12 protein-coding genes are annotated in these 13,922 nt (G+C 36.2%); 9 read left to right on the forward strand and 3 right to left on the reverse strand.

What is annotated here, in order from left to right; translation table 11 throughout:
• Positions 1–142: 142 nt before the first annotated feature.
• From D8M03_RS16130 to recQ, 6 genes are all read left to right on the forward strand, one after another.
• A complete protein-coding gene (locus D8M03_RS16130) occupies positions 143–1,357 on the forward strand; it encodes an FAD-dependent monooxygenase (protein WP_121215824.1) in 1,215 nt (404 codons plus the stop codon).
• A gap of 65 nt (positions 1,358–1,422) precedes the next feature.
• Entirely contained in the window at positions 1,423–2,868 is a 1,446-nt protein-coding gene (locus tag D8M03_RS16135) for an MFS transporter (RefSeq protein ID WP_121215825.1), read from the forward strand.
• Between the two features lie 208 nt (positions 2,869–3,076).
• Positions 3,077–4,291, forward strand: a complete 1,215-nt coding sequence (locus tag D8M03_RS16140) for an FAD-dependent monooxygenase (RefSeq protein WP_121215826.1) — start codon at positions 3,077–3,079, stop codon at positions 4,289–4,291.
• 152 nt (positions 4,292–4,443) lie between these two features.
• Positions 4,444–5,424: a S1C family serine protease gene (locus D8M03_RS16145; protein WP_121215827.1), complete on the forward strand. Its 981-nt coding sequence runs from the start codon at positions 4,444–4,446 to the stop codon at positions 5,422–5,424.
• A 99-nt stretch (positions 5,425–5,523) separates the two neighbouring features.
• Positions 5,524–6,381 carry a hydroxymethylglutaryl-CoA lyase gene (locus D8M03_RS16150; RefSeq protein WP_121215828.1) on the forward strand — a complete coding sequence of 286 codons (858 nt, stop codon included), beginning with the start codon at positions 5,524–5,526 and terminating at the stop codon, positions 6,379–6,381.
• Positions 6,382–6,557: 176 nt separating this feature from the next.
• Positions 6,558–8,315 carry a DNA helicase RecQ gene (gene recQ / locus D8M03_RS16155; RefSeq protein WP_121215833.1) on the forward strand — a complete coding sequence of 586 codons (1,758 nt, stop codon included), beginning with the start codon at positions 6,558–6,560 and terminating at the stop codon, positions 8,313–8,315.
• 241 nt (positions 8,316–8,556) lie between these two features.
• Here recQ and msrA read toward each other — a convergent pair whose 3' ends face one another.
• Positions 8,557–9,072, reverse strand: a complete 516-nt coding sequence (msrA, locus tag D8M03_RS16160) for a peptide-methionine (S)-S-oxide reductase MsrA (RefSeq protein ID WP_121215829.1) — start codon at positions 9,070–9,072, stop codon at positions 8,557–8,559.
• Positions 9,073–9,259: 187 nt separating this feature from the next.
• Here msrA and D8M03_RS16165 point away from each other — a divergent pair, with 187 nt between their 5' ends.
• Positions 9,260–10,225, forward strand: coding sequence for an LCP family protein (locus D8M03_RS16165; protein WP_121215830.1), 966 nt, complete (start codon positions 9,260–9,262; stop codon positions 10,223–10,225).
• 70 nt (positions 10,226–10,295) lie between these two features.
• Complete coding sequence (locus D8M03_RS16170) at positions 10,296–11,519, forward strand: AI-2E family transporter (protein ID WP_245987654.1); 1,224 nt, start codon at positions 10,296–10,298, stop codon at positions 11,517–11,519.
• A gap of 99 nt (positions 11,520–11,618) precedes the next feature.
• Here D8M03_RS16170 and D8M03_RS16175 read toward each other — a convergent pair whose 3' ends face one another.
• Positions 11,619–12,782: an aminotransferase class I/II-fold pyridoxal phosphate-dependent enzyme gene (locus D8M03_RS16175; RefSeq protein WP_121215831.1), complete on the reverse strand. Its 1,164-nt coding sequence runs from the start codon at positions 12,780–12,782 to the stop codon at positions 11,619–11,621.
• 179 nt (positions 12,783–12,961) lie between these two features.
• Between D8M03_RS16175 and D8M03_RS16180 the strand changes: the two genes are divergently transcribed.
• A complete protein-coding gene (locus D8M03_RS16180; protein ID WP_121215832.1) occupies positions 12,962–13,762 on the forward strand; it encodes an ATP-binding protein in 801 nt (266 codons plus the stop codon).
• Positions 13,763–13,841: 79 nt separating this feature from the next.
• Here the strand turns inward: D8M03_RS16180 and D8M03_RS16185 are convergent.
• Positions 13,842–13,922: IS3 family transposase (locus tag D8M03_RS16185; protein ID WP_147404832.1), on the reverse strand; the 81-nt coding region annotated here is incomplete at its 5' end.

Here is a 13,922-nt window from a genome sequence, read left to right on the forward strand (position 1 = left end):
GTTTTGTGTGTGGTAACCTCAACTAACACCAAAATCCAGGGGGTGGCAAGTTTTTTTGCGTAAAAGACTATAAAACCAACGATTATTAGCGATTTATATATATAAGTTTTGACAATACGAACATTTAATAGGGGGTTAAAGTATGAGTACTGAAAGAGAAGTATTAGTAATCGGTGCTGGTCCAGTTGGTATGACCGCAGCTCTTGCATTACATAGTAAAGGAATTAAGGCCACGATTTTAGAAGCAGAAAAGGAAGGCCGTGAACGCGCGGGAAGTCGTGCGATTTATATCCATAAGGCAACATTGCAATTACTTGAAGAAGTTTCACCAGGCTTAGGTATGGAATTAGCAGAGATTGGTGTTGTTTGGCCAGTTAAACGTTCCTTCTATCGAGGGGATGAAGTGTATAAACGAGTTTACGAGCCACCAAAACCTAATACATTACCAGCGTTTTCTAGCTTACATCAACATGAAATTGAAAAAGCGATGTATAGAAGATGTTTAGAAGCGGGTGTTGAGTTCGTTTGGGAAGAGCCTGTAACGAATGTCATTTCTACTGAAGAAGGTGTCACAGTAGAAACTGAGAATAACAAATGGTCTGCTAAATATGTGATTGGTGCAGATGGTGCTCGTTCAGTTGTTCGTCAATCAGTTGGTATTAAGTTTGAAGGACCACGAAAATCAGATGCATTTATCGTAGTAGATGTTGAGGAAGACCAAGAAAATCCATTACCAATCGAACGTATTTTCCACTATCAACATCCTGATGCAGGTGGACGTAACGTCATGCACGTACCATTTGCAGGTGGATGGCGAATTGACCTTCAATTATTCGATGAAGACGATCGCGAATGGTATGGTTCTGAAGAAGGTGTTCGTGAATGGTTACCAAAAGTAATGGATCCAAAATATGCAGATCGCATCACATGGATTTCAACGTATACGTTCTATCAAGTAGTTGCAGACCGCTATACAGATGATAATAACCGTGTCATTCTGGCTGGTGAAGCTGCACATCTATTCGCTCCATTTGGCGCACGAGGATTAAACTCAGGTGTGCCGGATGCGACAGTGGCCGTACAAGGAATTGCAAAAGCACTACAAGTAGAATCAAACCCAGAAGAACGTCGTGCGGCAATTCAAGCGGCAGCAGATGAGCGACTATCAGCGGGATTATGGAACCGTGAATGTTCGAACTTAGCCCTTGAACATATTCAAGGAACAAATGAAGAAATAAAAATGAAACGTGAAGTAGCCGCATTCCTTGCACCACACATTCCAGCACTTGGGAAATGGTTAGATGAAGGTCCATTTGGTCCACGTTCAGGCCCACCAAAATTATCAACTAAATATTAATAGGTTAGTGAAGGGAAGGAAGGGGTGAGCCTTCCCTTCATGTTCAGTTCTAAGGGGGAAAGTTTATGGTTCAAACAAATGAAGTAGAACAACCGTATAAAAGAATTTGGGGTATGTTATTTGTAGGATGGGTTTTTGCTTATTTTGATCGAACAATTACTGGTCCTGTAGTGTCATGGATGATTGCTAATGATGTTGCATTTTTAGCTGATGCGTCCAATCCTTATGCGTTAGGTGGATTATTAGGTAGTTTATTCTTTGCAGGTTACATGTTAACTCAATTCCCTGGAGGATACTTTGGTGACAAATATGGTCATCGTAATATGGTCATCCTAAGTATTTTATGGGCAGGAATTACTACGATTTTCACTGGATTATTTGAAGGATTACTAGTATTTATTGCATTACGCGTTTTAACTGGTCTTGGAGAAGGTGCATTTTACTCAAATGACCGTTCGTTAATAGCTCAAGTGACGCCACCTAAAAAACTTGGCCTTGGCATGGGGATTGTAATGGGTGGACTATCTGTAGGTTTAACACTTGGGTTAGTAGGAACAATTTATTTAATTGAATGGGCGGTTCCGTATTTAGGAAATGACGCATGGAAATCACCTTTCCTATTATTGGGAGCTTCAACAATCTTAGTAGCTATCGTGATGATGAAAGTTATTCCAAAATCAGCAGATGTGAAGTCAAAGCCAAATGGATTTAAAAATTCGGTTAAGGGATTAGGTGGATATTCTCTCGTATTTTTAGTGATTATTATGGCTGTTTACATAGTGACAGACTCTTTAGGTTTATCTGAAGGGTTAATGGCAGCTATTTTTACAGTTTTCTCTATCGGATTTGTTGTTTATATTTACAAAACCAAGAAAGAAGTACGACCAGTTCTAAAAAATCGCAATTTATTCTTACTATACCTATCTGCCATACCAATTATGTGGCATTTATGGTTCTATAGCTTCTGGTCTGTATCGATTGTTAAGGATTTCGGTGGGGGTACTTTAACAACTGCTGCACTTGTAGCTTCATTCAATGCGATTGCAGGATTAATTGGGTTCCCTCTTGGTGGCTATATTTCAGATAAAGTAGCACAATATGAAAATGGCCGTCGAAATACATTATTTGTTTTAACAGTGGCGTTTGCTGCATCTGTATTTGTTTTCGCTATTTATTTAATGAGTGGTGCAACAAGTCTAATCATTATGTCGTCAATTTTATTTATTTCAGGTATTTTATTCTTCGCAGTACAGTCAATACAGCATGCATTTATTTCAGACTTAGCCCCAGCTGAGCATCGCGGTTCGGCATTTGGTTTATGGAATTTAATTGCTGAATTCGGAGCATTATTATCACCTGTTATTTCTGGGGTGTTACGTGATAAAACAGAAAGCTGGAGTGCGCCTCTATTATTAGACGGTGGGCTAGTAGCGGCAAGTTGTATTTGTATTATTTTAATTTCGACAAAGGCTCGTAAAAAGGTGAAATCTACAGAAACAGTAACAGCTTAATAATTAATAATAGATATCCCGCACTCTTTTATTTGTGCGGGATTTTGTATGTATCTACGAGTTACGTAGAAGATTTCTAAATTTTAGAATTCGTTAGTTCCATATAGCAGAATGCCAGCGTTTTCAAAATCAAACATTCACTTTAACATACTTAATAGATTAATAATTATTAATTTTCAAACAACGAAATCGAATTGGAGGTTAAATGATGAGTACAGAAAGAGAAGTATTAGTAATCGGTGCTGGTCCAGTTGGTATGACCGCAGCTCTTGCATTACATAGTAGAGGGATTAAGGCCACGATTTTAGAAGCAGAAAAGGAAGGCCGTGAACGCGCGGGAAGTCGTGCGATTTATATCCATAAGGCAACATTGCAATTACTCGAAGAAGTTTCACCAGGTTTAGGTATGGAATTAGCAGAGATTGGGGTAGTTTGGCCAGTTAAACGTTCCTTCTATCGAGGGGATGAAGTGTATAAACGAGTTTACGAGCCACCAAAGCCTAATACATTACCAGCGTTTTCTAGCTTACATCAACATGAAATTGAAAAAGCGATGTATAGAAGATGTTTAGAAGCTGGTGTTGAGTTCGTTTGGGAAGAGCCTGTAACGAATGTCATTTCTACTGAAGAAGGTGTCACAGTAGAAACAGAGAATAACAAATGGTCTGCTAAATATGTGATTGGTGCAGATGGTGCTCGTTCTGTTGTTCGTCAATCAGTTGGTATTAAATTCGAAGGACCACGTAAATCAGATGCATTTATCGTAGTGGATGTTGAGGAAGACCAAGAAAATCCATTACCAATCGAGCGTATTTTCCATTATCAACATCCTGATGCAGGTGGACGTAATGTAATGCACGTACCATTTGCAGGTGGCTGGCGAATTGACCTTCAATTATTCGATGAAGACGATCGCGAATGGTATGGTTCCGAAGAAGGTGTTCGTGAATGGTTACCAAAAGTAATGGATCCAAAATATGCAGACCGCATCACATGGATTTCAACGTATACGTTCTACCAAGTTGTGGCAGACCGCTATACAGATGACCATAACCGCGTCATTCTTGCTGGTGAAGCTGCACACCTATTTGCACCATTTGGGGCACGTGGACTAAACTCAGGTGTACCAGATGCGACAGTAGCTGTACAAGGAATTGCAAAAGCATTACAAGTAGAGTCAAACCCAGAAGAACGTCGTGCGGCAATCCAAGCGGCTGCAGATGAGCGACTATCAGCGGGATTATGGAACCGTGAATGTTCGAACTTAGCCCTTGAACATATTCAAGGTACTAACGAAGAAATTAAAATGAAACGTGAAGTAGCAGCGTTCCTAGCGCCACACATTCCGGCACTTGGAAAATGGTTAGATGAAGGTCCATTTGGTCCACGTTCAGGCCCACCAAAATTATCAACGAAATATTAAGAGTTTTATTAGAAAGGAAGGTATGAGATGCCTTCCTTTTTATTATTGAAAACCGCATATTTTTAGAAGAGGAAATTTTACCTATGTTTACGTGTTATGTAGAAGTGTGCTATTTTTAGACTTATTGAAAACGTCTAATTAGAGGTGTACAAATGAAGAAATTGCCCATTTTCATACTATTATTCCTGTTACTAGCAGGCTGTAAAGATCAATCTGTTTATCATGTTTATGACAATAACAATCAGGAAATAGAAAAAGAAGAAGCTAATGAAAAGAAAGTATCGGAAAATGTGATGGTTCATGGCTATAGTGGTGTAGCAAATGGGTATGTCATTGATTCGAAAAATCGAAAGAAATGGATTGTGACTGTAGCAAGTAGTGTATCCGGTCATCCCAACGCAATTATCGTCACATCCGAGGGGAAAGAAATAGAAGCAGATGTAATAGGTATTGATAAGGAACATAACATTGCAATTTTATATATTAATAACTCTGCGAAAATTACCCCTTACTCATTGTCTGATAAATCGGTTGAGCGAAATGAAAATGAAATCAGTAAAGCTCAACTGGATGATGAAAAGCGTCTCCAAGGAATAGTATCTGTAATTCAGAAAGACGGAAAGTTTCAAGAAGAGTTAGTTGAAGCCAAGGTGATAAAAGAGGCCATAGCAAATGCGAAGAAAAAGCCCATCTCTTATAAAGAGCGTGCAGAACTTGTAGCCTTTTTCAAAGATTTTCCTAAAGTGCAGAAGGATGCAATCAACAGAATGCATACTACAGAAAGAGCAAGTTTTTCCTATAACTCAGATGAATTATTAATATTTATTGATAATTTCCATGAAGCATTAAACACTTACTTTCACACAGGGGAGTCTGAAATAATTAATGACTACATTGGTTCGGATGACTTAAAAAAACATTTAGTAAAAGTTGTAGAAGAGGACATTTCAAAACTGCATTTAACAACTTCTGAAGTTAAATCTGTTAATGCCGTAGACTATCAATATGTAGTGGAGCTCGAAACAACGATAAATAATAAAGGTGAAGAAAGAACAGTCTCGGAAATTGTAAAATGTATCTTATTGAATAAAGAGTGGAAAGTCATTTCGTTTACTATTCAAGAGCAAAACTAAAACTGGCAAAATCATTAAGTCATAGAATGATATAAAGTTAAATATTAATAATTGATATCTTTATTTATTCGTACCTCATTATGTAAAAGGGGGTCTGTAATGATTTTTCCAAAAGAAGTAGAAATCATTGAAGTGGGGCCGCGGGATGGTTTACAAAATGAAGCTGTTTTTGTCCCTACAGAAAAAAAGAAAGAGTTAGTTCGAAAGTTATCAAAAATGGGTGTAAGTCGAATTGAAACGGCTTCTTTTGTCCATCCAAAAGCAGTTCCACAAATGGCGGATGCTGTTGAGCTTGCCACATTTAGTAATGAATTAGGAATCGATTTTATCGCCCTTACACCGAATCTAAAGGCACTTTCACGGGCAATTGAATGTAAAGTGCCTCAAATTGCCGTTTTTGTAGGAGCTACAGAAACCTTTAATCAAAAGAATATTCGTTTCTCAATTAGTGATTCGTTAGAAGAGTGTAGTTTAGTATTTAAAAAAGCAAAAGCATGTCAAATGAAAATTCGTGCCTATGTTTCCATGGGGTTTAGCTGTCCTTATGAAGGTAATGTATCCTATGAGCAAGTAGAGCGTGTAGTCCGTCATTTTGTTGAAACAGGTGCAGATGAAATTTCTATTGGGGATACAAATGGTCAAGCTAACCCGCGAATTGTTTATGAACGGTTTGGCCAGTTAAAAGAAGATTTCCCTGAAACGATATTTGTCGCTCATTTCCATGATACAAATCTATTTGCCTATGCCAATGTAGTAGCAGCCATTCAAGCAGGTATTACAAAATTTGATAGCTCCATTGCAGGATTAGGAGGCTGTCCATTTTCTCCAGGAGCTACAGGGAATGTATCGACAGAAGGATTAGTAAAACTGTTCCATGAAATGAATATCGCAACTGGAATTGATGTTAATGCCATGAACGAAGCAGCGATTTTTGCGAAAGAGTTACTCAACAAATGATACCATAATATTATTATGTAAACTAATTAGATTTAACAGTTTTATAAATTCATAGTATAATAAAATGTAACTTCAAGCAGTGGGGGAACTTCATCTCTCACTGCTTCTTAATTATAGGGCTTTTTCGAGCAAATAAGAATTTTGTTCGTTTACTACAATCCATTGTGAGGGATGCAATATTGCAATATGCAGAACAACTTTTAAAAGATTATTTCGGATACGATTCGTTTCGAATGGTTCAAAAGCAGGTTATTGAAAATGTTCTTAATGGTAGTGACACGTTATGTGTGATGCCAACAGGTGGAGGGAAGTCATTATGTTATCAAATCCCTGCACTTGCCCTTGATGGTTTAACCATTGTCGTTTCACCGTTAATCTCCTTAATGAAAGATCAAGTAGACATGCTTCGATCAAATGGCATACCGGCTGACTTTATTAATAGTTCATTAACATTTCAGGAAGTAAATGAGGTAATGAACCATGTTTACAGTCAGAGAACAAAACTTCTTTATATTGCCCCAGAACGATTAGAAAATGATTCCTTTTGCCAAGATTTAAAGCAATTAAAGGTATCATTGATCGCTATTGATGAAGCCCATTGTATTTCTCAATGGGGGCACGATTTTAGGCCAAGCTATCGCTCCATTCAAAAAATATTTTCTTTATGGCCACACAAACCAACAGTCATAGCCTTAACAGCTACTGCTACACCAAATGTTCGTGAAGATATATGTCATCTATTGCAAATTGATTCTGAAAGTGTCTTTATTTCAGGATTTAATCGAGAAAATCTTTCTTTCAAAGTGCTAGTCGGTGAAAATAAAGATCAATATATAAAGAAATATATAAGTAACAACCCGCAAGAAGCTGGAATTATTTATGCAGCAACGAGAAAATCGGTGGAATCTATACATGCGATGCTTCTTCAAAAGGGAATTACCGCCGCGAAATATCATGGAGGAATGTTTGAAGAGGACCGTAACTACGAACAAAACCGCTTTTTAAATGATGAAGCACAAGTGATGGTTGCTACAAATGCATTTGGTATGGGCATAAATAAAACAAATGTGAGGTTTGTACTTCATTACCAAATGCCTCGTAATATCGAAAGTTATTATCAGGAGGCGGGTAGAGCAGGGCGTGACGGTGTAGAAAGTGAATGTATTTTACTTTATAGTTCTTCCGATGAACAAACCCACCGATTTTTGATTGATCAATCTCAAGATCCAACTCGAATTCCGATTGAGCTTCAAAAATTGCAGCAAATGATTGACTATTGTCATACAGAGAATTGCTTACAAAGTTATATGGTCAACTATTTTGGTGAACAAGAAATTCAAGACTGTGGGAAATGTGGAAATTGCGCGGATGAACGACCGAAACAAGATGTCACTGAAGATGCGCAAAAAGTGTTATCTTGTGTTGTGCGCATGGGTCAAAATTACGGCAAAACCTTAACTTCTCAAGTGTTAGCAGGAGCACGTAATAAAAAGGTGGAGGCATTCCAACATTTAACGACTTATGGCATATTAAAACACTTATCTGCAAAAGCTGTTGCTAATTTCATAGATTTCCTTATTTCCGAACGATTACTACTAGTAAAAGCGGGGCAATACCCAACAATCTATGTATCACCTGAGGGAAAAGAAGTTTTATTAGGAAAAAGACGGGTACTCCGACGTACAATTGTAGAAAAAGCTGTGGTGGTAAATCAAAATGATCCATTATTTGAACAGCTACGAATCAAACGAAAACAAATCTCAGAGCTTGAAGGAGTTCCACCTTTCGTTGTATTCTCCGATAAAACATTACGTGACATGTGCGAAAAAATGCCAAAGAACGAAGAAGAATTTTTAGAAGTAAGTGGAGTAGGGCAAAATAAATTGGAGAGATATGGAGAGCAATTTATTACTATCATAAAAGAATTTGTATAAAAGTAAAGGAGTTGTCTGAAAAGTCATTTTGAGACAACTCCTTTGTAACTGACGCTACCGCTTTCGTCACAGATAAATTGCGACGAGGATAGTGGAAATTTATTTCGACTGCCGCAGGAACATTTTAACTGTGACGAGGATGGTGACAACCACCGCAGGAACAATAATTCATAAGAGATATTTATCAAGAAAGAAAAGAGGTGTCCAAAAAATTATTACTTTTTGGACGTCCCCTTTTAATCTATTTCCAATGACGATTAATAAACTCATCCCGACCGGATTTATCACGATCTTCTTGATAATGTTCCGGTTCTTTTTTGTAATAATCTTGATGATAATCTTCTGCAACATAAAACGTACTTGCTGGCAAAATTTCTGTCACAATCGGCTTTTTAAAACGGCCACTTTCCGCTAATTGCTTTTTTGATTTTTCCGCCACCATTCTTTGTTCTTCTGAATGATAGAAAATGGCAGTTTTATAGGACTCACCTCGATCATGGAACTGCCCACCAGCATCAGTTGGATCGATTTGCATCCAATAAATTTCTAATAGTTTGTCATAAGGAAAAACATTTGAGTCGAATTCGATTTGGACAACTTCTAAATGGCCAGTATCTCCTTTTTTCACTTGTTCATAAGAAGGAAATTCTACATGTCCACCCATATATCCTGATGTTACTTTATGTATACCATCCCATTCAACAAATGGTTTTACCATACACCAGAAACATCCACCGGCAAAGGTTGCTTTTTCCATATTTACGCCTCCAATGTTTAAAATAAATAGTATTGTAGCATAATAGAAAACAACCAACAAATAAAACGGTGTCGATGATAGTTCTTACAAGCAATGAGTCCTACATTGGTAGTATAATAATGGTAAATTGGAACTTTTTTTAAATTTCAAACGTCTCGTAGTTGCAGTGGATCAAAAGGAGAATTATATGAAAGAGGATCAGAACTTAGTAACACGTCAAAAAAGAACGAAAAAAAGGAAAATGCGGAAAAGAAGAATTATCTTTCTTATTCTATTTGTGCTTATTGTAGGTGCTACTACATTTTCGTTTGTTCAATATCGCAGCGGCCTTAAACTAGCGAAAAAATCAGAACAACCAATAAAAGAAGAGGAAATCGAATTTGTAGCAGATGAAAAAACAGAAAAAATAACAAATTATTTAATTATCGGTATTGACACAAGGGGAGAAGAACAATCCCGATCCGATACGATGATGGTATTATCTTGGAATAAAGAAAAGAAATCATTGAAACTCGTTTCCTTTATGCGAGATATTTACGCTGATATCCCAGGCTATGAATCTTATAAATTAAACACTGCATATTACCTAGGCGGAGTGCAATTATTAAAAGATACATTAAATAATATGTTTGAGGTTCCTATTCACCATTACGCCATTATTGATTTTAAAAGTTTTGAGTCTTTAATTGATATTTTAGCTCCAAATGGCATAGAGATTGATGTAGATAGAGATATGTCTGCAAATATTGGAGTGAGCTTAAAACAAGGCGTTCAAAAATTAAACGGAAAAGAATTATTAGGATATGCTCGTTTCCGTTATGATGCTAAAAGTGATTTTGGTCGTGTGGAACGTCAACAAAAAGTAATAGAAGCATTAAAGGATGAGTTATTATCACCAAGCAATATACCTAATTTACCAAAACTTGTGGGAGCAGCCCAAGGGTATATCACTTCTGATTTATCAACAAACGAGGAATTAAAAACAGTTCTTGGTGTGGTAGCAGGTGGAAATATGGAAATTGAAAAGTTCAGAATACCTGTGGATGGAACTTATACAACGGCAAAATATAGTCATGCTGGAGAAGTGTTGGAAATTGATGTAGAAGCTAATAAGCAACAACTCCATGAATTCCTTCAATTAGAAGAAGAGTAATCTATTAGAAAAATCCAATTTCCATGATAAAATATAAATAAGTATAATTTCTGTTCGACGGGGTGGTCCATTGGAAAGAGAAAAAGGGTTCGGTGATCGAGTGCCAAGTGAAAAATCAGCATTTTTTTCTACAAGGTTTATACGCTTTCTAGGTGGAAAGAATCTATTATTTTCACTTATATCATTAGTGTTGCTCGGGTTAGTCATTTTCATCTTTGAAAAAGTTTCATTTATTTTTTATCCAATTCAAGTGTTATTTGAGGTAGTCATTTTACCAGGGGTATTAGCAATTATCGGCTATTACCTTTTAAGACCTTTTATTCGCCTTGCAGAAAAAGGGAAAGGGAAGGTACCTCGAGGAATAACAATTTTAATTTTGTATATTATTGTGGCAGCATTAATTACATTGGTATCTTTATTGGTGTATCCATTTTTACGAGACCAATTTATGAATTTAGTTCAGGAGTTTCCTGTTTACTTTATGTCATTGATTGAAAGTATCGTGACATATTTAAACAATTCAAAATTTAACGAACTGTTTATGAAGTTGAACTTTGATTATGACGCAGTATTAACAGATATAACAACTGATCTTGTTTCAACGGTGAAAGATACGTTTTCTAATATTGCTACAACTGTTGCATCAGGTATTACAGGATTTGTTTCAACATTAACGGGGATTTTATTATCGCTTGTAACTGTTCCGTTCATTTTGTTTTACTTGCTGTACGAAGGGGAAAAAATGCCGAAGTTTATCTTACGTATTTTCCCACCAAGAATGCGAAATGAAGTTGGACAAGTTATGAAAGAGATGGATAAGCAAGTTAGTTCTTACATACAAGGACAAATTTTAGTTTCCATTTGTATTGGTGCAATGATGACAATTGGCTTTTTAATTATCGGTCTTGATTATGCACTATTACTTGGGTTCTTGGCCATGATTACAAGTGTTGTACCATACTTAGGACCTGCGATAGCGATTACGCCAGCAGTCGTGATTGCCATTGTAAATTCACCATTCATGCTAATTAAATTAATCATCGTTTGGACGATTGTTCAATTAGTAGAAGGGAAATTTATAACACCAAATATTATGGGGAAATCATTATCCATACACCCAATCACAATCATTTTCGTATTATTAACGGCAGGTTCATTATTTGGAGTAGCCGGCGTTATTTTAGGTATTCCAGGGTACGCTTTATTAAAAGTAATCGTTTCTCACTTGTATGCATTAGTGAAAAGACGCTACAACCGATTTGAAACAGACCCAGCAAATAAATATGAAATTTAATCATGTACCCGGTACACAAACAATTCTGAAAATTTAATACAATTTAAAAAAACTGGCAGGGAATTAGCTTCTCTACCAGTTTTTTTGTATGTGATCAAATTATATAGATAAATTCCTTAATCGTTCAAGGGCTTTTTCCAACACGTCTACTGGTTGTACAAGTGCTAAACGCACATATCCTTCGCCGTCACTACCAAAAGTTGTTCCTGGTACGGTCATAACGCCAGTTTGTTCAATTAACTTAAATGCAAAAGAAACGCTATCTAATGAATATGGATATTTTGCCCACACAAACATACCACCGTTTGATGGAGCAACTTCCCAACCTAATGCTTTTAGCCCGTTCATTAGTGTTTTATGACGCTCTGCAAAAGTTTTACGTAATGGGGCAGTAATTTCTTCTGCATGATCTAATGCAAGGGCAGCTGTTGATTGAATCGGTTCAAAAATACCAAAATCTAAGTTCGATTTTAATTGTTTCATAATGCTTATCATCTCTGGATTTCCAACAATATAGGCAACACGTGCACCAGCTAGGCTGAAACTTTTTGAAAGGGAATTAATTTCAATACCGACTTCTTTAGCTCCAGGCGTTGCAAGGAAGCTAATTGGACCATCACCTGTGAAATAAAATTCAGAATAAGCAGCATCATGTACTACGAGAATATTATATTTCTTTGCAAATGCAATAACTTCTGTAAAATATTCAATAGATGGTTCCATAGGTACTGGATTACCTGGCATATTTAGAATAAGTAATTTTGCCTTTTCAGCCACATCTTCTGGGATTGCTTTTAAGTCTGGTAAATAGCCATTTTCAATATCTAAAGGAATAAAAAAGCTCTTAGCACCTGCAAATTTAATTCCTGCATCATAGGCAACATAACCAGGATTCGTTGTTAACACAATTTCTTCTGGATCACAAAAAGCAGAAGGTAAATGAACAAGGCCTTCTTGTGAACCGATTGTTAATAATACTTCTGTTTCAGGATCTAACTCAACTTGGTTACAACGTTTATAATATCTACTAACTGCTTCATTAAATTCTTTAATTCCGGTTAATGTATATCCATATGAAGTCTCAAGTTTACTTTGCTCTGATAGATGATTTCTTAACATTTCGTGGGGAGGTAAATCAGGACTTCCAAGACTTAAATCTATAAGCTCCATTCCTTTAGCTTGTTGCTCTTTTGCAAATTTCTTTAGTTGACCAAACATCGCTGGTTCAAATAGCGACATTTTCTTAGATGGGACAATCTTCAAGGTGAAACACTCCTTATATACATACAAATATAAATCACATTTTAACATACTAGTTTCAAATATTCTCAATCTTTTCTAAAATGAGAAATAAAAGATTATGAACTGTGTTTTATTATACAATTATAGAAATACATTATCATTTCGATTAAACTAAAGAAAATGTATGTTGGAGTGGAAATATGATTGTTCATTCGTTAAGTGGCCCAAGTGGAACAGGAAAGAGTACAAGTGCAATTCAATTTGCCCACGAGCATGGTATTGAAGCAATAATCGATGATGGAATATTAGTTGTTAATGGAGAGAAAAAAGCAGGTACTTCTGCAAAGTTTGAAAAAAACACAATCACCGCAGTTCGTCGTGCAATTTTTCATGATGAGGAACATCGAAATGAAGTAGCTGAAGCAATTCAAGAACATGATATTCAATCTCTATTAATTATCGGCACTTCCGATAAAATGACGAAACAAATTGCCAATCAATTAAATCTAGGCGGAATTGATCATTTTCATTATATTGAAGATGTTCGTTCTATGCGGGAAATTCAATTGGCTAAGTTTGTAAGGGGTACACAGGGAAAACACGTCATGCCAATTCCTTATAAACAGGTTGAACAAAATTTTTTTAAACGGTTCATTCAACGTGGATTTGAAATCATATCGAAAAATCGTGTGAAACTAGGTGAAACAACGATAGTTCAACCAGATTTTCATCAAGAAACTGTTGAAATATCAAAAAATGTTTATATGCAATTGTTGAAACGTACTGTTGAACAAGTTGAGTTAATTTCAAAAGTCGATGTGTTGAATTTTAGCATGAAGCAATATTATCCAATTGTTGATTTGGTGGTTTATTTAAAAGCACCAATAAATTATGATGTAGCGGACAAAATGCGCGGAGTTCAAAAACTCATCTGTGATGAATTTAATATACACTTTGAGTTTGAACCAATAATAAAGATTTCCATTAAAGGAGTTCTATAATTGCTTTCACAAAAAAGGTGACTACAATTACGCATTGAGTAATGTGGTACCCAAGTCAAGGACAAACTAAAAAAAGAGTTTAAGCTATTAAGAGATGGTTTCTGTATTGTACAGGAGCCATCTTTTTTAGATTCCATTGATAACGATAATTGTTGTAGTA

Source organism: Ureibacillus endophyticus, from assembly GCF_003628435.1.
In the GTDB taxonomy this organism is placed as follows: domain Bacteria; phylum Bacillota; class Bacilli; order Bacillales_A; family Planococcaceae; genus Ureibacillus; species Ureibacillus endophyticus.